Origin of the sequence: Paraburkholderia sp. XV (assembly GCF_020177535.1) — a bacterium.
In the GTDB taxonomy this organism is placed as follows: domain Bacteria; phylum Pseudomonadota; class Gammaproteobacteria; order Burkholderiales; family Burkholderiaceae; genus Paraburkholderia; species Paraburkholderia caribensis.
Window position 1 is genome coordinate 33,452 of sequence record NZ_JAGUUD010000024.1, and the last position, 23,480, is coordinate 56,931.

At 64.8% G+C, this 23,480-nt stretch carries 21 protein-coding genes; 9 read left to right on the forward strand and 12 right to left on the reverse strand.

What is annotated here, in order from left to right:
• Positions 1-13 precede the first annotated feature (13 nt).
• The 4 genes from KFO72_RS14790 to KFO72_RS14805 all read left to right on the forward strand — a co-directional run bounded on the left by KFO72_RS14790 (position 14) and on the right by KFO72_RS14805 (position 4,388).
• A complete protein-coding gene (locus tag KFO72_RS14790) occupies positions 14-1,024 on the forward strand; it encodes a dihydroxyacetone kinase subunit DhaK (protein ID WP_082670471.1) in 1,011 nt (336 codons plus the stop codon).
• Between the two features lie 13 nt (positions 1,025-1,037).
• Entirely contained in the window at positions 1,038-1,661 is a 624-nt protein-coding gene (locus KFO72_RS14795; protein ID WP_225032444.1) for a DAK2 domain-containing protein, read from the forward strand.
• Between the two features lie 398 nt (positions 1,662-2,059).
• Complete coding sequence (locus KFO72_RS14800) at positions 2,060-3,340, forward strand: MFS transporter (protein ID WP_225032445.1); 1,281 nt, start codon at positions 2,060-2,062, stop codon at positions 3,338-3,340.
• A gap of 118 nt (positions 3,341-3,458) precedes the next feature.
• Positions 3,459-4,388, forward strand: a complete 930-nt coding sequence (locus KFO72_RS14805) for a LysR family transcriptional regulator (RefSeq protein WP_054933686.1) — start codon at positions 3,459-3,461, stop codon at positions 4,386-4,388.
• Positions 4,389-4,440: 52 nt separating this feature from the next.
• Here the strand turns inward: KFO72_RS14805 and KFO72_RS14810 are convergent, their stop codons facing one another.
• The gene (locus KFO72_RS14810) at positions 4,441-5,223 is read right to left on the reverse strand and encodes an SDR family oxidoreductase (protein WP_225032446.1); all 783 of its coding nucleotides are present in this window, start codon (positions 5,221-5,223) and stop codon (positions 4,441-4,443) included.
• Positions 5,224-5,314: 91 nt separating this feature from the next.
• Here KFO72_RS14810 and KFO72_RS14815 point away from each other — a divergent pair, with 91 nt between their 5' ends.
• Entirely contained in the window at positions 5,315-5,689 is a 375-nt protein-coding gene (locus KFO72_RS14815; RefSeq protein ID WP_054933688.1) for a winged helix-turn-helix transcriptional regulator, read from the forward strand.
• 14 nt (positions 5,690-5,703) lie between these two features.
• Here the strand turns inward: KFO72_RS14815 and KFO72_RS14820 are convergent, their stop codons facing one another.
• The 8 genes from KFO72_RS14820 to oxlT all read right to left on the reverse strand — a co-directional run bounded on the left by KFO72_RS14820 (position 5,704) and on the right by oxlT (position 13,108).
• Positions 5,704-6,027 (reverse strand): hypothetical protein, encoded by a 324-nt coding sequence (locus KFO72_RS14820; RefSeq protein WP_054933689.1) that lies wholly within the window; start codon positions 6,025-6,027, stop codon positions 5,704-5,706.
• A 99-nt stretch (positions 6,028-6,126) separates the two neighbouring features.
• The gene (locus tag KFO72_RS14825; protein WP_225032447.1) at positions 6,127-7,125 is read right to left on the reverse strand and encodes an MxaL protein; all 999 of its coding nucleotides are present in this window, start codon (positions 7,123-7,125) and stop codon (positions 6,127-6,129) included.
• A complete protein-coding gene (locus tag KFO72_RS14830) occupies positions 7,122-7,682 on the reverse strand; it encodes an MxaK protein (RefSeq protein WP_224100874.1) in 561 nt (186 codons plus the stop codon). The genes KFO72_RS14825 and KFO72_RS14830 overlap by 4 nt, the downstream gene beginning before the upstream one ends.
• Positions 7,679-8,677 (reverse strand): vWA domain-containing protein, encoded by a 999-nt coding sequence (locus KFO72_RS14835; RefSeq protein ID WP_054933692.1) that lies wholly within the window; start codon positions 8,675-8,677, stop codon positions 7,679-7,681. Before KFO72_RS14835 ends, KFO72_RS14830 begins: the two co-directional genes overlap by 4 nt.
• Complete coding sequence (locus KFO72_RS14840) at positions 8,674-9,552, reverse strand: hypothetical protein (protein WP_225032448.1); 879 nt, start codon at positions 9,550-9,552, stop codon at positions 8,674-8,676. Before KFO72_RS14840 ends, KFO72_RS14835 begins: the two co-directional genes overlap by 4 nt.
• Positions 9,549-10,415, reverse strand: coding sequence for a DUF58 domain-containing protein (locus KFO72_RS14845; protein ID WP_225032449.1), 867 nt, complete (start codon positions 10,413-10,415; stop codon positions 9,549-9,551). The genes KFO72_RS14840 and KFO72_RS14845 overlap by 4 nt, the downstream gene beginning before the upstream one ends.
• Positions 10,412-11,431, reverse strand: coding sequence for an AAA family ATPase (locus KFO72_RS14850; RefSeq protein ID WP_062917065.1), 1,020 nt, complete (start codon positions 11,429-11,431; stop codon positions 10,412-10,414). The genes KFO72_RS14845 and KFO72_RS14850 overlap by 4 nt, the downstream gene beginning before the upstream one ends.
• Positions 11,432-11,758: 327 nt before the next feature.
• Positions 11,759-13,108: an oxalate/formate MFS antiporter gene (gene oxlT / locus KFO72_RS14855; protein WP_062917064.1), complete on the reverse strand. Its 1,350-nt coding sequence runs from the start codon at positions 13,106-13,108 to the stop codon at positions 11,759-11,761.
• Positions 13,109-14,012: 904 nt separating this feature from the next.
• Here oxlT and KFO72_RS14860 point away from each other — a divergent pair.
• From KFO72_RS14860 to KFO72_RS14870, 3 genes are all read left to right on the forward strand, one after another.
• Complete coding sequence (locus tag KFO72_RS14860) at positions 14,013-15,371, forward strand: MFS transporter (RefSeq protein WP_225032450.1); 1,359 nt, start codon at positions 14,013-14,015, stop codon at positions 15,369-15,371.
• A gap of 710 nt (positions 15,372-16,081) precedes the next feature.
• Entirely contained in the window at positions 16,082-16,888 is an 807-nt protein-coding gene (locus KFO72_RS14865; protein ID WP_060605427.1) for a substrate-binding periplasmic protein, read from the forward strand.
• Positions 16,885-19,632 carry an EAL domain-containing protein gene (locus KFO72_RS14870; protein WP_225032451.1) on the forward strand — a complete coding sequence of 916 codons (2,748 nt, stop codon included), beginning with the start codon at positions 16,885-16,887 and terminating at the stop codon, positions 19,630-19,632. The genes KFO72_RS14865 and KFO72_RS14870 overlap by 4 nt, the downstream gene beginning before the upstream one ends.
• 94 nt (positions 19,633-19,726) lie before the next feature.
• On the opposite strand, the gene KFO72_RS14875 is transcribed toward KFO72_RS14870, so the two are convergent.
• On the reverse strand, positions 19,727-20,185 hold the full coding sequence (locus tag KFO72_RS14875) for a DUF2846 domain-containing protein (protein ID WP_054933701.1): 459 nt from the start codon (positions 20,183-20,185) through the stop codon (positions 19,727-19,729).
• The gene (locus KFO72_RS14880; RefSeq protein ID WP_224100876.1) at positions 20,178-20,570 is read right to left on the reverse strand and encodes a hypothetical protein; all 393 of its coding nucleotides are present in this window, start codon (positions 20,568-20,570) and stop codon (positions 20,178-20,180) included. Before KFO72_RS14880 ends, KFO72_RS14875 begins: the two co-directional genes overlap by 8 nt.
• Before the next feature lie 302 nt (positions 20,571-20,872).
• Here KFO72_RS14880 and ltaE point away from each other — a divergent pair, with 302 nt between their 5' ends.
• Positions 20,873-21,877 (forward strand): low-specificity L-threonine aldolase, encoded by a 1,005-nt coding sequence (gene ltaE, locus KFO72_RS14885; RefSeq protein ID WP_054933728.1) that lies wholly within the window; start codon positions 20,873-20,875, stop codon positions 21,875-21,877.
• Between the two features lie 71 nt (positions 21,878-21,948).
• On the opposite strand, the gene KFO72_RS14890 is transcribed toward ltaE, so the two are convergent.
• Positions 21,949-23,331: an MFS transporter gene (locus tag KFO72_RS14890; RefSeq protein WP_054933729.1), complete on the reverse strand. Its 1,383-nt coding sequence runs from the start codon at positions 23,329-23,331 to the stop codon at positions 21,949-21,951.
• Positions 23,332-23,480: the final 149 nt, after the last annotated feature.

The following is a 23,480-nucleotide window of genomic DNA, read 5'->3' on the forward strand; positions in this document are numbered from 1 at the left end:
CAAGGAGAACCGCGTGAAAAAGATCATCAACCAGCCAGATGATTTCGTCGACGAAGTGATTGATGCGCTGTTGATCGCGCACCCAGGCTGGATCAAGGCCGCGACAGCCGACCGTCGCGCGCTCGTGCGTGCCGATGCGCCGAAAGCAGGGCATGTCGGCATCGTCACGGGCGGCGGCTCGGGGCATATGCCGGGATTTCTTGGCTATGTCGGCGAAGGGCTGTGCAGCGGCGTCGCGGTAGGCAATGTGTTCTCGTCGCCGTCGGCAGAGCAGATTTTCGAAGCCACGAAAGCCGTGAACGGCGGAGCGGGCGTGCTGTACGTGTATGGCAACTACGGCGGCGACGTCTTCAACTTCGATCTCGCCGCCGATCTCGCGGAACCCGAAGGCATCGACATCAAAACTGTGTTGCTTACCGACGATGTCGCGTCGGCGCCAGCGGAGCGCGCGAGCGAGCGGCGCGGTGTGGCCGGCATGGCGTTCGTTTTCAAGTGCACGGGCGCTGCGGCGGAACGCGGCGATTCGCTCGACGAAGTCGCGCGCATTTGCGCGAAGGCGAACGCTCAGTGCCGCACGATGGGCGTCGGCCTGTCGCCGACCATTCTGCCCGCTGCGGGCAAACCCACCTTCACGCTGCCCGATGGCGAGATGGAGATCGGCATCGGGATTCATGGGGAACCCGGCACGCATCGCGGCAAGCTGGAATCCGCCGATGCCATTGCGGATCGTCTGATGGGTCAGATTCTTGGCGATCTGCAGGCGCCGAAGGGATCGCGGCTGGCCGTGCTGATCAACGGGCTCGGCGCGACGCCGCTCGAAGAACTGTATCTGCTGTTCAGGCGTGCGGCGAAAGTGATTGGGGATCACGGGTTATCGATTGCACGCTCGTATGTCGGCGAATATGTGACGAGCCTCGAAATGGCGGGGGCGTCGATCACCGTGATGCTGCTCGACGACGAACTCGAAACGCTGCTCGCTGCGCCCGCGCGTTCGCCGCTCTATCGCGACTGGCTGCTGGTTTGATGGAGCGCACATCATGAGCCTGTCCTCCAATGAAGTCCGTGCGCTGTTGATGCGTGCGCTGGATGCGCTGCCGGCGCACACCGACGAATTGCGCAACCTCGATGCGGCGCTTGGCGACGGCGATCTCGGCATCACGGTGAAGGCGGGATCGGCCGCCGTCGTGAAAGCGCTCGCCGCTTTACCCGATGACCCAGCGATGAGCGACATGTTGCGGGCCGCCGGCCAGGCCTTTTCGACGGCTAATCCGTCGACGTTCGCGGCGTTGACGGGCGGCGGCCTGTTGGCGGCGGCAAAGACGATGGTGGATAAGCATGAGGTCGGCAAGGACGACATGCTCACGATCGGGCGCGCGATAGCGGCGCGCATCGTCGAACGCGGCAAGAGCAAGGTCGGCGACAAGACCGTGCTCGATGCGCTGGTGCCGAGCCTCGATGTGCTCGAGGCGTCGAGCGGGAGCGCGCGTGAGATTCTGGCGGAGATGATTGCGACCGCGCGGCGGCAGGTAGAAACGACGGCCGCGCTGCAGTCGCAGAAGGGGCGTGCGGCGTGGGTGCAGGAGCGCAGCATCGGTCACGCCGATCCGGGGGCAACCGCGTATTTGAGGTTTCTGGAGGCGCTCTTGGCAGCGCTAGGTTGAAAGACACGAATCACAGGATCGGGCAGGCGGCGAGCGTCTGACCCGGGGTCACCGACTCACCGGCGCAGCCCCGGGGAAGTCGTCCGCCGCGCGTCGCTACGCAGCCGGTTCTCTCACTGACATCGGGCCGCCGCCAGATCGCGCGCGTCTACCGGGAGTAGCCCTGGGGCGTGCCAAACACCCGGTGCCGGCACCTTCGCTTTCAGCCCAAATCCTTGTCAGGCGCGCCTCGCGGGGCGTGTCGCGGACATTGTTTGCAATTCGCGAATGACGTATTCGGTCGTCGTCGCATTCTTTCCCCGTGGCACCTGGATCATTCTTCCCACGTCGGCGCTGTGTACGCCGCGGGCTGCTTGCACTGCGTGCGGTCGCCGTCGAATCTGATACAGGAGACAAGGATGAGATCGAACCAGTGGGACGTGTCCTACGAATGGAAAGCAGTGACGCTGCTCGCGCTCGGCTTCGGGCTGGTGGGCCTCGACCGGTGGCTGATCGCGCCGCTCTTTCCGTCCATCATGAAGGACCTGCATCTGACGGCCCAGGACGTCGGCAACTGTATCGGCATCCTCGGTCTTTCATGGGGTATCTTCGCGGCGTTGATGGGCGGCATTTCCGACAGGTTCGGACGCCGCAAGGTCCTGATTCCCGCGATCATCGCGTTCTCGTTATTGTCGGGATTGTCGGGAGTTGCGGGCGGACTCGCGAGTCTGATGGCCGTGCGGGCCCTGATGGGTGTCGCCGAGGGTTCGTTCTGCCCGACCAGTTTCGCCGCGACCGCCGACGCCTCGCATCCTAAACGCCGTGGCTTCAATCTCGGGCTCCAGCAAAGCGGATTCGCGCTGTTCGGACTGGCGCTTTCGCCGATCATTGCCACGCAATTACTGAACGTGATGTCGTGGCGCTGGGTGTTCGCGTTGGTCTCCATTCCCGGGCTGATCCTCGGCTTGCTGATGTTCCGCGTGATTCGCGAGCCCAGGACCACGCGTGTATCGACGCTGTCCGATCCGTCCGCGCCGGCCGTGGCGCAAGCGAGGCGCGGCAACTGGCGCGACGTGCTGAAAAGCGGGAACATCCGCGTCGCCATGGTCGCGCTGTTCTGTGCGATGACGGGTGTATTCGTGCTGGGGGCGATGCTGCCTCTCTATCTCACCGAATACCTGGGGCTCGACACGCAGCGCATGGGCATCGTGGTCTCGGCGATCGGCTTCGGTGGATTCGTCGGCCAATTCGGCTTGCCGGGGCTTTCTGATCTGACGGGGCGGCGCTTTGCGAGCGTCGTCGGTTTCGCGGGGACGGCCGTGATGCTGTACGTGTTTCGCGGGCTCGGCGCGCAGCCCGTCGCCCTGTTCGCGGTGCTGTTCGTGGCGGCGTTTTTCACGCTTGGTCTCGTTTCGCTGCTCTCCGGCCCGGTCGCGACGGAGGCGGCGCCCGTCGGCATGGTCTCGACGGCAATCGGGATCGTGGTTGGCGCGGGCGAGATCTTCGGCGGCGGCGTCGCGCCTGCGCTTGCTGGCTTCGTTGCGAATCGCTTTGGCATTCAGAATATCCTCTGGCTGCCGATCTGCGCAGTGCTGCTTGGCATCGGCGTGAGCTTGCTGCTCAAGGAGACGGCGCCTGCCAAAGTGCGCCGCAGCAATGCATCGACGGCGGAGTTTCCTGCGGCTGAGCAATTCGAATAAAGCCGCCGATACCGAGGTCCGTGCGCACGGCGTGCCCGGGCCAACGTTCTTGCATGCCACTGTCACCGGCGTCAGCGCGTATAAACTGACGTGCTGTACACGATGACAGGGAAGCGGCATGGATCGTTTTCTGAGTATCGAGGCTTTCGTGCGGGTTGCGGAAACGAGCAGCTTCGCGGAGGCATCCCGACAACTCGGCGTGACCAGTTCGGTCGTGACGAACCGCATCCAGCAACTGGAGCGCTTCGTCAACGCCCCGTTGTTCCACCGCAGCACGCGGCACGTGCGCCTGTCCGAAGTCGGCGAGGCCTTCTACCGTGAATGCGCGGAGGTGGTGGGACGCGTCAACGACCTGACCGACCAGATGCGCGAATTGCGCGCCACGCCTACCGGGCGGCTGCGGATCCAGATGCTGCCTGGTTTCGCGTTGGGTCATTTCGGCGCAGTGTTAGGGGAATTCAACCGGCGCTATCCCGCCATCCAGCTCGACATCATCGTGAACGACCGGGTAGTCGATCCCATCGAAGAAGGCTTCGATGTCGCGTTTCAGGTCTTCCCCGCTATCTCGGAGTCGTTGATCGAGCGGCGGCTCTTTACCGTGAGGCGGCTCTTTTGCGCGGCGCCGTCGTACGTCGAAGCGCATGGCGCGCCGCAGCACCCTCGCGAGTTGCTCGAGCACACGACGGCGCTCTATTCAGGCTATCCATCGCGCAACCACTGGACGATGACGCGCGGCGACGAGGTCTTCGAAATGGAACTGCCCGGCATGATCCGCTCGAACTCCGTGCATCTGCTGCGCGACTATGCGCTGACGGGCGGCGGTGTCGTGTGTTTGCCTACGCTGGTGGCGAGCGCGCCGCTACTCGACGGCTCGCTGGTGCCCGTTCTGGCCGACTATGCGCTGTCGCCTTTGAACTTCGCGGCCGTGTACCCAGCCACGCAACGCCAGGCGCTCAAGGTGAAGGCGCTCGTCGAATTTCTGGCGGATTGGCTTGGCTCCGAGCCAGGATGGGACGTGCCGTTGATCGAACGTGGTTGGGTACGCTAGCGGCACGGTGTCTCAAGACGGCTCGCCCCGGCTGCGGGAACAAGAGCCGCGCCTACACCGTCGGCACCGTTCCCCCATCGATCACATACTCCGTTCCACTGATCGCCGATGCGAGCGGCGAAGCCAGGAACGCGATCAGATTCGCGACTTCGGCGGGCTTTGCCGGACGACCGAGCGGAATGCCGCCCAGCGACTTCATGATGATCGACTTGCCGCCTTCGTAGTCGGTGCCCGCTTGCGCGGCGAGACGTTCCGCCAATGCGACGGCGGCTTCCGTTTCGACCCAGCCAGGCGACACACGTACGACGCGGATACCCCTGGGCGTCACTTCCTTCGACAGCGCTTTGCTATACGCCGATAACGCAGCCTTCGCGGCCGCATAGGCTGTCGTCGATTCGGGCAATGGCAGACGGTTCTGTATCGACGTCACATGAATGACGACGCCTTTTCCCTGCGCAATCATGGACGGCAGCAGCGCGCGATCGAGCCGCACGGCGGGAAAGAGATTAAGGTCGAGTTCCCGTTGCCATTCGTCGTCGCCGAGCGCGGCAAAGCCCCCGGCGGGCGCGGATGAACCGCCGAGCACGTGCACGATCGCGTCGAGCCCGCCAAGCCTTTCCTGAACCGCCCGCGCGACGCTTGCGCAACCCTCTGCGGTGCTCAGATCCGCGGTCACGAAGTGTTGTGCGTCGAGATCCGGCGTGTGCGTGCGCGCAGTCGTCAACACCGTTGCGCCCAGTTCGACGAAGCGCTCGACAACCGCTTTGCCGATCCCTTTCGTGCCTGCCGTGACGAGCGTTCGCATGCCTGCGAGGTTCAATGCGTTCAATGCCATATCCGATATGAAGTCGTGAATTGCGATACATTCATTCTCGCTATCCCCAACCTGTTCCACAAGAACGCACGGAAAAGTAAGTGACTTACCTATGAGGAAGGTTTATACGGCCGCAACGGCCGCCGCCGACGTCGAAGCCGTTTTTCGTTTGCTCGAAGGACGCTGGAAACTCGTGATTCTTTTTCATCTGTTTGGCGGCCAGGTGCAGCGCTTCTCGGACCTCGAAAAGCTGATTCCCGGCATTTCGCAAAAGATGCTCGCTCAACAGTTGCGACAACTGGAGGCGGACGGCATTGTCGAGCGAAGGCAATATCCGCAGGTGCCGCCCAAGGTCGAGTACCGGATGACCGAGTGGGGACAGGCATTGTGTCCCGCGCTCGATTCGTTGCTCAAATGGTCCGAAGAAAAGCAGGGGAGTGAAGAGGACGTGACTCGAAAGAACATCGATCGCGTCGGAGAATCGTGACCGCGGCTTGCATGTTATTTGTTGCTGCCCGCGCCTGTGCCATACAGACCGTTGTCGAAACCGCCCGCGCCTTCCGGCTTGTGTCCCGACTTGTTTTTTGCGTTGCTGCGTTGCTCAGGCTTCGCTTCGGCGGCTTGCGGCGTGTTCGATTCGAGCGTGTGCGCGGGCGGCGGATCGGACTTCGTCCCCATCGGCGCGGTGCGGTTGTCCTGCGAGCCCGAGCCGGCGGGCGCCGTGATCTGTGCGTCGGCGACTGCGGCCAGCGACATCGCGGCGCAGAATACGCCCGTCGATGCAAGCAGGCGGCGGGAGACGGATGAAATAAGTGTCGAGTGCATGGCCGGGTGTCCTTACGAAATGATGACGTAGGAGCACTCTGCGTGCCCGGCAGTTTCTTTAAGCGCGTGCCAAATAATTCGACGCGCGGCGCGATGCACTTACCGCGAAGAGCCTGCAGTGACAGGCGCGCTGTGCGTGCGCGTGCGCGCCGTGACGGTTGACGCGCTTGCGGGTCTTTCCGCGCGCACCATCCGCCGCGCCGGAAGAAAGCGCCACACCAGCAACACCAGCGCGAGCAGCGCGGGCGCCCAGCGGATATCGGTGGCAACGGGGACCGGGTGCGCGTAACGCGCGTCCATCAGCGGCGCGCGCAGCGTGGTCGGGCCGATGAGCCGTCTGTAACCGAAGCCGAGATGTCCGGCCAGGGCTTCCAGATACGTTTCTCTCAGTTGCGACAGTTCTTCGTGGCTCTCCGCAACGGTGGGCGCGCCGGGCTCGGGCCGCACCTGCCGCACTTCATCGGCTTGCCAGAAGCCAGTGCGTACGCCGTCGGCACTGGTCTTCGGAATCGGCGCGGGCTGGTCGCCGCCGACGCCGATCAGCCAGCCATGCACGAGTCCTTGCGGAATGTCGCGCACCGTCGTTTCGTTCGGCGCGACGGGCGGCGCTTCCTGGCCGTCGGTGATGAACACGACGTCCGTGTTGTGGCCCAGATCGGTGGCGGCGCGGACGGCCGAATAGATGCCGCCTTGCGCGATCACACTGCTGTTGACCCAGCGCATCTTTCCGCTGATCTGATCGAGCGACGAGAGCAGCGCATCGTAGCTGCTGCAGACTTCGACGGGTGCGACCAGCAGCAGCGAGCGCTGATTCGTGAACACGCTCCAGCCGATCTCCGACCCGCACGGCAGATGCTGCAGCACGTCGCTCATCGCCGCCTTCGCGAAGTCGATCCGGCTCACGGGCTTGCCGCCAATTGCAACGTCCTCGACGTCCATGCTCTGCGTGATATCGAAGGTGACGACATACCGGAACACGGGGCGCCTGAATTCGAAGGGCGGCATCAGCACGGCTGCCGCCAGCAGCAGCGACGCCAGCGGCAGCTGCCACCAGCGTCCGCGCAGATAGCGCATCCAGGGCCGCGCGCCGCGCTTCACGGCAGTTCCTCCGGCGCCGCGCCGCGCACGTTGATGTTGTGCTGTTCCTTGACGTCGTTGACGTCCTCGGCGGTGTCCTGCGCTTCGGGCGCGAGGCGCAGCGCGCGCTCGAGGTTGTAGCGCGCATCCCAGTTGCCGGGCTCGAGCCGCAACAGTTCCCGATAGCGCGCCTTCGCGGTTTCGAGCATCGGCGGTGAGCGGACGGGGCCTTGCGCGTTGTCGCCGGCAGCTTCGCGCAGATACATGTTGGCGAGATCGTAGAGCGCGAGCCGACCCGTTTCACTCGAAGGCGCGAGCCGCGCGAGGTCGTAGTAGAGCTTGCCCGCCTCGGCATGCTGCCCGGCGCGCGCGAGCGCGACGGCTTGCGCGAGCCGCACGGCGGGCGCGTTGCTGTCGGCCGCGGACTTGCTCCATTGCTCGCGCGGTTGCGTCCCGATCGCGGCGATCGCGGCGTTCGCCTGCGCGACGTGCTGAAGACGCACCGCGTAGTAACCCGCGACGCCGACGCAGCACAGCGTCGCCACACCGAACATCAGATGGATAGGCAGCCGTTTCATCGCAGGCTCCGCTTTTGCATGAACCACACGCCTGTCAGCAGCGCGCAGCAGACGAGCGCCGTTGCGTAACACCAGGTGCTGCGATCCTGCCTCGGCAGCCGTTCGACGAACGACACCGGCGCGTTTTCGTTGCGCGCGATATCGCTCATCGCGCGCGCAACCTGTTGCGGGCTGTCGGCCTGATAGAGACGATAGGGCGTCGGCAGCGACAGGAAGAAGCGGTGCAGTTCGGCTTCCGGCGAATGGTCGGTATCGGCGGGACGAATGTGCAGGTCGGGACTGTAGATGCCGCTGCGCAGATAGACGAAGTAAAACGCCACGCCGTTGCGCGACAGCCCGGCGCGGATATGCTCGCGCGCCACGTCGTCGAGCCGCGCGCCGCCGTCCGAGACCAGCACGATCGCGCGGCTGCTGGTGCGCGCGCGGCCGTCGAACAGTTCGACGGCATACTGGATGCCGCGGTCGAGCAAGGTATCGGGCGTGCCGCGCCCGACGCCCGTTGCAGCAATCGCGGCGTCGATCACCGTGCGGTCGCGGGTGAAGGGGACGGCGAGCATCGGATGCGTGCCGAACAGCATGAACGCGAAGCGGTCGTTCACGCGTTGCGCGACGAACGCGGTGATCGCATCGCGCGCCATCTGGTTTTTGGTTTCGCCTGCTGTGGGCGCGTCGGCGACATTCATCGATCCGCTGCTGATCGGCTGGTTCATGCTGCCGCTGCCGTCCATCAGGATCAGGATCTCCGCGCCCGTTCCCGTGATGCGCGTCTGCTCGCCGGACCAGCCCGGCCCCGCAAGCCCGACGATCACGGCCGCCAGCGCGACCATCGCGGCGGCGCGCCAGATGAACGCGATCACGCGGCCCGCGCGATCCCGCGGCAGCCATGCGACCCATGAATACGGCAGCGTATCGATGCTTCGGCGCAGCAACGGCAAAGCGGCGAGCGGCAGCAAAACGAGCGCCCAGGGATAGAGAAAATCAGGCGGCGTGCTCATCGGTGATGGCGCTTTTCCGCGCGATACAGCGCGCGATATAACTCGCGCAATGAAAACGGCGTCGCTGCCGGCAACTGGCTGAAGAACCGGTCTGACGACCGCTGGAAAAACTGTTCGAGTTGCGGCTGAAGCTCACGCAGATGGGGCGCTTTCGCCGTCAGCTCCGGCACCGAACCCGCCAGCACGACACGTCCCGCCGCTTCGTCGAGCGCGCGATGCAGGCCGCGCCACGCAGCGGGATTCGCGTCGAGTGCGGCGTCGTCCTGCCGGCCGAAGCGCGACCATGCCTTCGCGAACGGCAGCTGCCGCGCGTCGCGCTGATTGCGCCATAGCCACCAGCCGAGCCACGCGATCATCACCGCGACGGCGAGCGCGATCCACACGGTCGACGCGCGCCGCAACGGCGCCGTCGATTCTGGCGCGACCAGCCGGTCGGGCTGAAGTCCCGCGAGGCGTCCGGCGTCGGCGAGACCCAGCGGCGCAAGCGGACCGATCGACAGCGGGCTTGCCGCGACATCGAGCGTCTTGCCCGACGCGAGCCGCAATTGCAGCGGCGGCGTCGACGTCACGGCGGGCGCGCGCGGCGAGTTCATCACCTGATAGTCGAGCACGAGCCAGCGGCGGCCGTCGGCATCCGTGCTGATCGACGGCGGCCGGCGTTCGAGCCACGCGTTGACGCGGCCCGTCGACGGCAGCGCCGGCAATTCGGCGGCGCGATCGTCCGGGCCGAGCAGCACCTGTTGCGTGACGATATCGCCGAGCACGTGGCCGAAGGCGCGCGGCTGCTGCACGGTCGCGGGTTCCGCATGCACGCCTGCGCTCGCGGTCGTCAACGCGCATGCGAGCGCGGTCGCACAGGTGCCGATGCGCGTCATGCCGTCATCTCGAGAAAGTAGCGGCTGAGCGCTTCGGGCTCGAACGCGCCTTGATTGAAGAATGGGCGGATGCCGTGTCGCGCGAACAGCGCGTTGATCTGCGCGCGGCGTCCCGCGACCGCGCTGCGCCAGCGCTCGCGGACGGAATCGCGCATCCACATCGAGCGCATTTCGCCCGATTCGATATCGACGAGCGACATCCAGCCGTTGTGCGACGGCGGCTCGACTTCCGCGCGATCCCACAGCACGACGGGCACGATCCACGCGTGAGTCAGCGTATCGAGCAGTCCCGGCAGCGCGGCGAGCGGCCAATGAAAATCCGACACGAGAAAGACCAGACACGCGCGGCCGGCGAGCCGCGTCGCGATTTCGCGCAAGCCGCGCTCGCGCGACTGCGCGCGCGTTTGCCGCGGCGCGCAATCGCGCAGCAACTCCGCCATCAACGGACCCATGCCGCGCGCGTGCCGCGGCGGCACGAAAAGATCCTCGCGCGCTGCGTCGTCGAATGCCAGCATGCCGACCGGGTCGCCGATGCGAAACGCGCTATGTCCGAGCGCTTCGACGAACGCCGCCGCCACGTCCAGCTTCGTGCTCGCGGCGCCGAAGCGCATCGACGCGGACACATCGACGACGGCGTGCACGGGCACGGCCACGCGTTGCCGGTGCACGCGCACGAGCCATTCGCGCTGCATGCTGCGAATGCTTGCGCGCACATCGATCCGGCGCGGATCGGGATGATCGAACAGCCGCGTGTGCGCCGCGAACTCCTGGCCGATGCCGACGCTCGACCCGCGATGCCCGCCGGGACGCGCGCCCGACACCCGCACGGGGAGCCGGTACTGGAACTCCGCCAACGTGTTCACGGCGCGGCGATCCTCGAAACGATCTGCGTCATCAGCGCATCGGAGAGTTCCTGGCGGCGCAACTCGTAGATGGGGGTGAAGTACACGCGATGCCCGAGCGTCGGCAGCAGCACGCGGTGGATGTCCTCGGGCATCAGATAGGTGCGCCCGTCGAGCCACGCGACCACGCGCGCCGCGCGCAGCAGCGCGCTCATGCCGCGCGGGCTCGCGCCGGCGAGAATCAGGCGCTGCATGTCCACGTCGTCGAGCGTGATATCGAACTGCAACGGGTCTTCGGTCGCGCGCCAGATGTCGAGCGCGTAGCGTTCGATGGCTTCGCTCGCGTGGATGGTCCGTTGAATGCTCGCGCCGATCGCATTCAGTCGTTGCCACGGCAGCACGTCGGTCGTGACGCGCGCGAGCAGCGCTTCCGTGTCGTGGAAGTCGGGATCGAAGACGAGCGCGCGACGGGCGGTTGCGTCGTCGGGCGTCGACATATTCAGTTCGAACATGAATCGGTCGCGCGCCGCCGCCGCGAGTTCGAACGTTTCTTCCTTCTCGACCTTGTTGCGGTCGGCGAACACGGTCATATAAGGAAAGCGGTATTCGCGATCGAATGCGAACACCGAGCGCTCGGCCATTGCGCGCAGCAACAGCGATTGCACCTGCGGGCGCGCACGGTTGATCTCGTTGAAGAAGAAGGTGGCGAGACGTTCGCCGTGCTTGATGAGCGGGCCGGGCTCGATGCGCGGCTTGCCCTCGGCATCGACGTACGTGTGATAGACGAGATCGCCCGGCATCAGGTCGATCGTGCCTTCGACTCGCTCGAAATCGCCGCCGATCGCCCGTGCGAACGCGCGCAGGATCGTCGTCTTGCCGACGCCGACGCCGCCTTCGAGCAGCACGTGGCCGCGCGCGAACAGCGCGACGTTGATCAGCCGGATGGTCTCGGGCTGCCCGATGACTGCGTTTTCCACCTGATGCTCGATATCGAGCGCGAGCGTGCGCCAGTCTTCGAGTAGCTCTTCGCGGTCCATCGGATTCGCCTCTGCAGTCGGCCAGTGTCGGAAGGGCGACACGTACGCCCGCGGAGTCGACGGATTGCGGCGGCGAAGCGTTGCTGGGCGGCGTGCGTATCGGCGAGAGCTTGGCGCGCACGGTTCGTGCCAGTCTGGTGCAGCGGCGACGTGCGGCGCGGAATCGGACGGGCGGCAGCGCGATGAGCGCAGTCTGTCACGCCCGCTGCTACAGAGTGCGCCAGGAATGGCGTGCGAGAGCGGTCATGCGGGAGCTTGCGGAATGACGGATGCCCGTCGCGCGCTGGCAGACGGGCATCCTGACAACCTCAAAACACGTGCTGCCGATCAGCCTCCTTCAGCCGAAATACGCGCCGAGTCGCTGATGCGCGTCGACCCACCGTACGGCGTGTCCAGTGATGCCTCCGAATGCCGGAGCGCATAAGCCCGGCGCATTGGCTTGAGCACGAAGAGCGCCAGGAATGCGGCGACGGCGGCCATGCCCGACGCGAGCATGAACACGGCGTGCCAGCTGCCCGTTGCGGCCGTGACGATGCTCGTGAACGGCACCAGCAGCGCTGCCGTGCCCTTCGCCGTGTACAGCAGGCCGGCGTTGGTGGCCGCGAATTTCGGGCCGAACGTGTCGCCGCAAGTGGCGGGGAACAGGCTGTAGATTTCGCCCCACGCGAAGAACACGATGCCCGTCAGCACGACGAACGCCACCGGACTCTGGCCGAACTTCGACAGCGCGAGAATGCCGACAGCCTCGATGGCGAACGCGATGAACATCGTGTTTTCGCGGCCGATGCGATCCGAGATCCAGCCGAAGAACGGACGCGTCAGGCCGTTGAGCACACGGTCGATCGTCAGTGCAAAGGTCAGCGCGGGCAGCGTCAGGCCGAGCAGCGAAACGGGCGAGTCGTGCAGGCCGAAGTCCTTCGCGATCGGCCCGAGCTGCGCCGTCGCCATCAGGCCGCCTGCCGCCATCATCACGAACATCAGGTACATCACCCAGAACACGGGCGCGGACACCACCTCGCGCGGCGTCGCGTTGTGCACGAGGCGCCTGGCACTGGACAGCGCGCTCTTCGCAGTCGCCAGCACGCTGGCGGACGGCGCGAGCAGGAACATGCCGAGCAGGAACACGACGATGCCCTGGCCGAGGCCGAACCACAGGAAGGTCGCCTCGTAACCGCTGCTCTTGATCATGTTGGCGATCGGTACGACGGTGGCCGCCGAACCCGCGCCGAAGCCGGCTGCCGTGATCCCGGCGGCGAGCCCGCGGCGGGTCGGAAACCACTTCAGTGCATTGCCGACGCACGTGCCGTAGACCGCGCCCGCGCCGATCCCGCCGATGGCGGCCGCGAGGTACAGCAGCGGCAGCGACGACGCCATCGAGTTGATCACCCAGGCGACGGCGCACAGCAGCCCGCCGCCAACTACGACAGGCTTTGGACCGTACTTGTCGACGAGATAGCCTTCAATCGGCACGAGCCACGTTTCCGTCACGACGAAGATTGTGAACGCAACCTGAATGGCCGCGCGGCCCCAGTGATACTTCTCGTCGATCGGGTTGACGAACAGTGTCCAGCCGTACTGCATGTTGGCGATCATCGCCATGCAGATGACGCCGAATACGAGTTGTACCCATGGGGATGCATACCACGACGACGGCCCATCCTGATGCTCTGTCTTCATCGCTGTCTCCTTTGACGACGGGAGTGAGCGCCTGGGCGCCCCTCACGTCGCGTGCACGATAGTTGCGAAACTTGCCTGTTGAGTTTTGCGGGGGCCTGAGCGGCTCTTCCGATCATCGGCGCTAAAAATGCGACGCTGATAGATTCCATACGATATGTGATATATCAAGTAAGTCAAGTGAAAGCGTGAGGGGGTTTTCACCGAGGCGTATGGACTGATGAAAGGAATTTGTATGTAGCCTGCGATTAAGCGGATACACCAAAAAAAAGCCCACCGGCTAGCACGGGTGGGCTGAGGACATGTGCGAGACAGGCGTGTTCGCGACATGCCCTGCCGTTATATATGAAAGTAAAAAGTAAGGACAGTTTTTTGTTTGTAAGTAAGTGGGCGTGGTGAAAACGTGTCGATCGAGGTCGAAATGAGGCGGCTACCGCCTTTCACCTCGACGGTCTGGCTGGCGGTGCGTTCTTCGCCGCCACGTTTGTGAAGTGTTCGCCGGTGTGGGTGCTGTCCGTTTTCGTAGCGCTAAAACGCATTTGATAAGGCATCCAAAACTATTGATGTTTCATTTTTTGCCTCGTTTTTCAGGCTAAAACGTCACAGACATGCTCGATGCCAAGTCGATGTCGCGCGAATCACGTTCGCTGTCGCGAGACGCCCGGCGTGCTGCTTCCGCGGTCCCGACACCCATCCATCAGTGATAACCCTTCATTGACGCTCGCCGATGCAAAACGCTAAAGTGTTCGCAATCTGAAAGATTGTGCGATATACGAACAACGTTGCCTGACGCCATCGCGTCACGCCGCGCAGCGTGTTCGTAATGAGCATGGGTATCGCGCCTCGCTTCTGAGGCAATATAGGATCACAGGCGCAGCATTGCGCCGCGCGTAGCAGGAGACAGTCGATGAACCGCCCTTCCGTCGTGAACGTCCAGACGTTCATCAACGAGCAGCCATTCGGTGGCTTTCAATGGCTCGTGTTTTTCATGTGCTTCGTGATCGTCCTGCTGGACGGTTTCGATACGGCGGCGATCGGCTTTATCGCGCCGTCGCTGCTGACCGAGTGGGGCCTGTCGCGGCCCGATCTCGCGCCCGTGCTGAGCGCCGCGCTGTTCGGCCTCGCATGCGGCGCGCTCGGCTCGGGTCCGCTGTCCGACCGGCTCGGACGCCGCTCGCTGCTGCTCACGTCCGTCTTCCTGTTCGGCGTTGCGTGTCTTGCGTCGGCGTTCTCGTCGAGCATCGGGCAATTGACCGTGCTGCGCTTCATCACGGGCGTCGGCCTCGGCGCCGCGATGCCGAATGCCGTGACCATGATGGGCGAGTTCTGCCCGGACCGCCGGCGCGCGACGGTGATCAACCTGATGTTCTGCGGCTTTCCGCTGGGCGCGGCGTTCGGGGGCTTTCTCGCGGCGTGGATGATCCCGCATTTCGGCTGGCGCAGCGTGCTGATGCTCGGCGGCGTGACGCCGTTGTTGCTCGGCGTGGTGCTGCTGCTCAAGATGCCCGAGTCGGTGCGCTTCATGGTGGCGAGCAGTCAGCCCGTCGAACGGATTCGCGCGACGCTCGCGCGCATCTCGTCAGAGGCGCTGAACGCAGGCTCGTTCGTGATGACGGAGACGGCCCCGCAAACGGGCAGCAAAGGACTCGGCGTGGTGCTGTCGCGCTCTTACATTGTCGGCTCGGTGATGCTGTGGCTCACGTATTTCATGGGCCTCGTGATCTTCTATGCGTCGATCAACTGGATGCCGATTCTCTTGAAGGACGCAGGCCTCACGCCGAAGAGCGCGACGCTGATCTCGGCGCTGTTCCCGCTCGGCGGCGTCGGCGCGGTGCTGGCGGGCGTGCTGATGGATCGCTTCAATGCGAACCGCGTGATTGCCGTGTGCTATGCGCTGACGGCCGTCAGCGTGTACTGCATCGGGCAGGCGGCGGGCAATGTCGGCGCACTCGTGGCGATCGTGTTCATTGCAGGTGTATTGATGAACACCGCGCAATCGTCGATGCCCGCGCTCGCGGCTGCGTTTTATCCGACGGAAGGGCGCGGCACGGGGGTCGCGTGGATGCTCGGCGTGGGGCGTTTCGGCGGCATTGCGGGCTCGTTCCTCGTCGCTGAACTGACGCGCCGTCACTTCACGTTTTCCGGCGTGTTCGCCACCATCGCGATTGCCGGTCTGGTTGCGTGCGCCGCGCTGCTGATCAAGCAGATGGCGAGGCCGCAGGTTAGCCAGGTGGCGGGAGCGAAGCTGGAATCGCTGGGCCACTGAGCACGCGGTTTTTCTTCGTTCAAAGCGGGTTGGGACTTCGTTCGCGCCCACGATCGTCGAGATCGTGGGCGCGTTGCTTTCGAGCCTTCGGATTCGAATTGTTAAATGGCTCGACAAGCGACAACACTCTGTTCCCGCTTCTAAAGTTTCCGTGACGCGTTGCCGTAACCATGTTCGAGCGACATGCCATTTTTGCGCGTGGTGGCGAGCGCCACGCTTCGCGCGAGCGGGCCAGTGAAACTCGCAGCTCGCCCCGCACACTCACATTCAGGCCTGCGCCGGCCTGGTGGCCACATTCGCCGCATCACCGGAACCTGACGTCGATCGCGAACCCGAAACGCACGCGCGAAGAACTGAAACGTTCGTCTGTCACGCTCCATAACGTCGGGACAGGCTGTCATTGCGCGATCAACGGCAACGTAGCGGAGCTGTTCGCAGTCGACGTGCGGTTCCAGCTACGAGGCGCGTCCACCGGCAGGTCGCGTCATTCGTTGGCGAACTGAAATTTGCAGGCAGGTGAGCCTGCGCTGTCGAGCGGTTCGATCATCTTCGCAAGACACCAGGCAAAACCCAGGTCAAGTCAGCTGTCTTTTTTGCCGTTAACCCGAATGGTCCGTTTTCGCGTAGGCTCGCCATCGTCTCGCGAGCGAGTCCTCCGCGCGCAGCGCGGCGCAGGCACCACTCACCAAAGAACAACGGGGAGCATCAGCGTGATTCACCGCGGATTCATAGGCTTGCTGGTCGTGCTCGCGGCACTGGGTGCCACCAGCACGCGCGCATTGGCGGGCGGCCCCGATTGCACGCGTCCATTCACCCTCGCGCTGCACGACCACGGCCTGCTGTATTCGCAGGACACCAACGCGGGCATCGACAAGGATTTCGCCGACGAACTGAGCCGCCGCAGCGGCTGCGATATCCGCGTGAGCCTGATGTCGCGGGCGCGCATCTGGAAGCTGATCGAGTCCGGTGCGCTCGATTTCAGCCTGTCCGGCATCACCAACGACGAGCGCGACGGCTACGCGCAGTTCGCGTGGTACTTCAGCGACAAGTTCTATCTGCTCGTGCGCAAGGACGCCGGCATCCGGCAGTTGTCCGATTTCGAACACAACGACCAGTTTCAACTCGGCGTCATAAGAAGCTTCCGGTATAGTCAGTCCGCCAACGAACTGGTCGATACGCTCGCCGCAGCCAATCGCGTCAGTCAGGCGGGCGGGCTGGAGCCGCTCTACCAGGCGCTGATGCGCGGCACCATTCAGGGGATGATCATCGAGCCGTTCGACTATCCGGCGCTGGATGAGAAGCGCATCCGCGACATCACCACCATCATCGAATTCAACGACGCCGCCGTGCCGCACGGCCTCATCATGTCGAAGAGGGCGCTGTCGCCGCAGGAGCGGGAGAAATGGCGCGGCCTTGTCGAGGAGATGCGCACGGACGGCACGGTGCGCCGCATCTTCAGGAAGTACTTCAAACCTGAACTCGCGGACTCGATGGTCGACTTCACGCTACCCAGATGAACCGCGCGCGCCTCGTCCTGTTGCCGCTGCTGATCCTCCTGACCGGGTTGAGCATCACCTGGTCAGTGTGGGATCACGAGCGCCAGGCCGCGCGGCGCGAACTGCTTTCCGAGTTCAATTTCGCACTCGGCGATGCCGTCAGCCGCATCGAGCAGCGCATGGCGACCTACGAGCAGATGCTGCGCGGCGTGCAGGGCATGTTCGCGGCGCGCGGCGCGCTCGATCTCGACGCGTTTCACGGCTACCTGGGCGCGATCAACGCGGACGCGAACTTCGCGGGCGTGCAGGCGATCGGCGTCGTGCAATGGGTGCCTGCGCAGCGGCGGGACGCGCACATGGCCGACATGCGTACCCGCGCGGGCCGCCGCTACGCGATCGATCCGCCCGGCGAGCGCAACGGCTACGCGCCCTTGATCGCACGCGAGCCGATCTCCGGCGCGGGTAATGGGCTGCTTGGCTTCGACTCGTGGGTCCATGCCGCGCGGCGGCTGGCGATGGAAAAGTCGCGCGATTCCGGCCTTGCCGTCGTGTCGGGCAAGGTGCAACTGGCATCGGACGCGGGCGCGCCGCCCGTTGCCGGCTTCGTGATGTATCTGCCCATCTACTCGCGCGGCGAGCCGCAGGAGAACGTCGCCGACCGCCGCGCGCATCTGCTGGGCTGGGTGTACGCGGCGTTCCGCATGCGCGACGTGCTGGCGAGCCTCTACGGCGAGCAGCCGCCCGGTCTCTATCTGTCGATCTACGACGGCACGCACCCGTCGTCCGAATCGCTGCTGTACCGTTCGTCGGAGCCGAAGAACGTCGAGGTGATCTCCGCCAACGAATACCTCGTGGTGGGCGGCCACGACTGGACGCTGTCGATGACCGCGCAGCCCGACTTCAAGGCGCGCTTCGGCCGCAACGCGAAGCTGTTGATCGCGTGCACGGGCGCGGGCTTGAGCTTGCTGCTCGCGTTGCTTGCATGGAGCCTCGCGAGCGGCCGCAGCCGCGCGATGCGGCTCGCGTCGAAGATGACGGCGGAAGTGCGGGAGAGCGAGGCCGAATTGCGCATTGCCGCCGTCGCGTTCGATTCGCTCGAAGGCATGATGGTCACGGACGCCGACGGCACCATCCTGCGCGTCAATTCGGCGTTCACCGAGTGCACCGGCTATACGGCCGAAGACGTGATCGGCAGGAACCCGCGCATCCTCAGTTCGGGCCGTCACGATGCCGCGTTCTTTCGCGACATGTGGGACACGATCCGGCGCGTGGGCGGATGGCAGGGCGAAATCTGGGACCGCCGCAAGAACGGCGAGATCTATCCGAAGTGGCTAACCATCACGGCCGTCAAGGCGGACGACGGCCGCGTCACGCACTATGTCGGCACGCACTACGACATCACCGAGCGCAAGCTCGCCGAAGAGCAGATCAAGGAACTGGCGTTTTTCGACGCGCTCACGCATCTGCCGAACCGCACGCTGCTGCGCGACCGGCTCAGGCAGGTGATCGCGCTGAGCGCGCAGAACCATACGCACGGCGCGCTGCTGTTCGTCGATCTCGACAACTTCAAGACGCTCAACGACACGCTCGGCCACGACAAGGGCGATCTGCTGCTGAGCCAGGTCGCGCAACGCCTGCTGGCGAGCGTGCGCGAGGGCGACACGGTCGCGCGCATGGGCGGCGACGAGTTCGTGATCGTGCTGGGCGACCTCAGCCGTATCCGCGAAGAAGCGGCGAGCGAGACCGAGAGCGCCGCCGAAAAGGTGCTGGCTGCGCTGTCGAGCCCTTACTACCTCGACGGCACGGACTTCCGCACGACCGCGAGCATCGGCGCGACGCTGTTCACGGGCCACGAAACGTCGATCGACGAGTTGCTGAAACAGTCGGATCTGGCGATGTACAAGTCGAAGGAAAGCGGGCGCAACGCGATCTGCTTTTTCGATCCGGCCATGCAGACGGTGGTAATGGAGCGCGCGGCGCTGGAGGCGGCGCTGCGCCGCGCGATCGACGAAGACCAGTTGCTCGTGCACTACCAGGCGCAGGTGTTCAACGGCGACCGCGTGACGGGCGCCGAGGCGCTGGTGCGCTGGCAGCATCCCGAGCATGGCCTCGTGCCGCCTGCCGAATTCATTCCACTCGCCGAAGAGACGGGGCTGATTCTCCCGGTCGGCGACAAGGTGCTCGATACGGCGTGCCGGCAACTCGCGCAGTGGGCGACGCGCGCCGACCGGGCGCATCTGTCGATTGCCGTCAACGTGAGCGCGCAGCAGCTGCGCGAGGAAAACTTTGTCGCCAGCGTGCTCGATGCGCTCGCGCGCACGGGCGCGGAACCGAGCCGTCTGAAGCTCGAACTGACGGAGAGCGTGCTGGTGGACAACGTCGAGGACATCATCGGCAAGATGATGCTGCTGCGCACGAAAGGCGTGGTGTTCTCACTCGACGATTTCGGCGTCGGGTATTCGTCGTTGTCGTATCTGAAGCGCTTGCCGCTGGGACAATTGAAGATCGACAGGTCGTTCGTGCGCGACGTGCTCGACGATCCGAACGATGCCGTGATCGCGCGCGCGATCGTCACGCTCGCGCAGAGTCTTGGCCTGGGCGTGATTGCGGAAGGCGTGGAGACGGAAGCGCAGCGGCAGTTCCTGGCCGATGCGGGGTGTCAGGCGTACCAGGGCTATCTGTTCTGCCGGCCGCTGCCGATCGAAGACTTCGAGGTGTTCGCGGATACGTTCGATTCGAAGGAGTGGGCGCTGGAGACGCCTTGAGTTTGCACGGTTGCGCCTCAGCCTCTTTCGTGCGGTGAAGTCGCGCCGGCCGGCGGGTGCGGCGCACGCCGCCGGCTGGTTGAATCATGCAGGCTTACTTTGCGGCCGCCGTGGTTGGCGTGCCGATGTAATGCAGCCCTTGCAGATGCTCATTGGCTTCTTCCGTCGATTCGAGCGACGGAATGATGCGGCCAACCAGCAGGCCCAGACCGATGCTCGTCTTCACGTACTTGGTCTCGCCGGCGTCCAGATGAAACGTCAGGGTCTTCTCGGTTTCTGTGGTGGTCGAGACGACATAGTCTCCCGCCGGCTCATCGACGTAGAAGAAGCCGCCCGGCTTCGACTTGCCGACCACCTGGCTGTTCAGACTGATGTCCGGCTGCACAGCCGCGCCGAACATCGAGTTCGAGCGGTAGAAGTAAATCCGGCCCTGCGATTCCTTGATGGTCGGAATCGACGATGCGACGTCCTTGAATTCCGGGCCGCTGGCGCAGCCCGTTGCCAGCAGTGCGGCCGCGGATGCGGCGATCAGAACGCGGGAAAGCTTAATCATGTATGGCCTCGGTGTTTATCGATGTTGTGGGATCGAGCGGCGAGAAGTGTGACTCGCCGGGTAGATAGAAGCCCACCAGACGGTCGCCCTTTACCACGAGCCAGGCTTCATGCATCTGCCGGCCTTCAACGGTGAAAACGTCGTTGACTGGCTTGTACGCGAAGCCTTGGGGAAGCTCGCCCGCGAGACGCCAGAGCGAGCCGCTCGATATACGCCGTGAATACCCCGTCGAGAGTTGGACGTGCACTGTGTCGACCACCCGGATGCGTTGCTGCTGAGTGGCCGCCACCGGCGTCAGGTGTGCGCCTTGAACGGGAAGTGACGGCGCGCACGCGCACAACGCAAAGCAGGAGGCAAGCGACGCCAACAATGTCTTCGTCTTCAAAGCGAGGTCTCTCAGTCTGTTCGGCAACTGCATATATCGGTTTTCGGACGGGAAAACTTGAACGAACGGCCGATTTCGTCGATCGGGCAGAATGTGAGGTATCCGAAATGGCGAAGCCGCAACGATATCTGACCGCGATGGCCTTCGAAAGGCTTACGCGACGAAGTTTTACGAATACCGTTCAACACACGGCACCTGGCTGCTTCGTCCCCGCGGAGTTGATAAACTTGCGGACTCAATCGCACGCTTCACGCGTCGTGCCGTTGCACGTGGGGCGACCCGTCATCCTCGAGGAAAAGCACATGATCGATTTGCGCAGCGACACCGTGACCCGTCCGACCAAGAACATGCTTGCGGCGATGACAGCCGCCGAAGTCGGCGACGACGTCTGGGGCGACGATCCGACGGTCCTGCGGCTGCAAGCCACCGTCGCCGAGCGCGCGGGCAAGGAGGCGGGGCTGTTCTTCCCGAGCGGCACGCAGAGCAATCTCGCCGCGCTGATGGCGCATTGCGCGCGCGGCGACGAATACATCGTCGGCCAGGCGGCGCACACTTACAAGTACGAAGGCGGCGGTGCAGCCGTGCTGGGCAGCATCCAGCCGCAGCCAATCGAAAACGCGCTCGACGGCTCGCTTCCCCTCGACAAGATCGCTGCCGCAATCAAGCCCATCGACAATCACTTCGCGCGCACGCGTCTGCTGGCGCTGGAAAATACGATCGGCGGCAAGGTGCTGCTGGCGGGTTACGTCGCCGAGGCCACGCAGCTCGCGCGCGATCGCGGGCTGTCGACTCACCTCGACGGCGCGCGCGTCTGCAATGCGGCGGTTGCGTCGAAGCAGCCCGTCGAAGCGCTATGCGCACCTTTCGATACGGTTTCGATCTGCTTCTCGAAAGGGCTCGGGGCGCCTGTGGGTTCGGTGCTGGTGGGTAGCAAGGCGCTGGTCGACGTTGCGCACCGCTGGCGCAAGGTGCTGGGCGGCGGCATGCGGCAGGCGGGCGTGCTGGCGGCCGCATGTCTCTATGCGCTGGATCACAACGTCGAACGGCTTGCCGAAGATCACGACAACGCCGCGCATCTCGCGGCGGGACTTGCACAGATCGAGCAGGTCAAGGTGCAGTCGCAGGCGACCAACATGGTGTTCGCGCAGTTTCCGCAAGCGCATTGCGCGCCGCTGGAGGCGTGGCTCAAGGAGCGCGGCATCCTTACGCAGATGTTGTATGCGTCGCGGTTTGTCACCCATATGGACGTGTCGCGCGCGGATATCGATACGTTCGTGACGGCTGTGAAGGAATACTTCGCGCGGTGAGAGAGGGCGCCGCTTCACGCCTGGTTTGCGTGAAGCGTGCTGGCGGCGAGTGCAATACTCGCCCGCGCTACCTACTGTTCTTTCGCCGTCACGGTAGTCACCGTGACACTCGCCTGCCCCCGATGCGACGGCGCAAATAACCTCAACCCGCTCGCAATACTCGCAGCCCCCGCGAACACGGCGCCCGTCGCCAGCGAAAGCGTCGGGCCGTGACGTCCGGCGATGCTGAAGCTCAACGCAACCAGCGCCGCGCCCGTCGTCTGCCCGATCAGCCTCGAGGTCGCGATGATCCCGCTTGCGCCGCCACTGCGATTGGGCGGCGCGCTCGCCATCAGCGCCTTCAGATTCGGCGACTGGAAAAATCCGAAGCCCGCGCCGCAGATCGCCATGCGGATCGAGATGTCGATCACACTGGGATGCGGCGGCAACATCGCGAGCGCCGCCATACCCGCGCATAGAATCGCAAGGCCGATTGCGCCGAGCAGTCCCGGCGGATAGCGATCCGACAACCGTCCCGCGAACGGCGCCGCCAGCGCGACGATCACCGGCCAGGGCGTCATCAGAAAGCCGGTTTCGACCTGGCTGCGATGCAGGACATCCTCGAAATAGAACGGCAACGAAACGAACGCGAGCCCTTGCGCGGCGAACGAGCACACGGCCGTGACCGCCGACAACGCGAACACGGGCAGCTTGAACAGATCGACGGGCAGCATCGGCGCGGGGTGGCCGGTCTCGCGGCGCATCAGCAGCGCGCCGAACACGATCGCGACAGCCGCCGCGCCGAGCACGACAGGCGTCGAGGCGCGCTGCGCCGCTTCGCCGAGCGCGAACACCAGCGCGGCGAACGTGATCACGTTGAGCAACGCCGCAACCCGGTCGAAGTGATGCGTGCCGCGCGGCGTGTGCGGCAGTCCCGGCAACGCGAACGACAACGCCAGCACGCCGAGCGGCACGTTGACGGCGAACAGCCAGGGCCAGCTGGCCACCGACAGAATCAGCGACGCAACCGTCGGCCCCACGGCAAACGACACGCCCACCACCAGCGCATTCAGCCCGACGCCCGCGCCCAGCCGATGCGGCGGATACAGATGCTTGATCAGCGCGGTGTTCACGCTCATGATCGCCGCCGCGCCGAGACCCTGCACGACGCGCGCGCCCGCCAGCCAGGGCAAGGTCGGCGATAGCGCGCAGGCCAGCGAGGCCGCCGTGAACACGATGATCCCGCTGATGTAAATGCGCCGGTGCCCAACGATGTCGCCGAGTGCGGCGAGCGGCAACAGCGTCGCGACCATCGCCAGCTGATAGGCGTTGATGATCCATACCGACGCCGCCGGTCTCGCGTGCAGATCCGCAGCCATGGCGGGTAGCGCAGTATTGGCGATGGCGGTATCGAGCGAGGCGAGGGCGACCGACAGCATGATCGCCGCCATCGCGAAACGGTGACCGGCGGACATCGGCGCGTCGGCGACGCGGGCCGGATTGGGTGTGTTCTCGGACAAGGACTGGCTCTGCAGAGGACTGAGCGTGGCGCATATCGGCATCGGCCGCATCATGGGGCGACGGGCGTGCTCGCAGCGAATGAAGCGATTGTTACAGAGCGGCG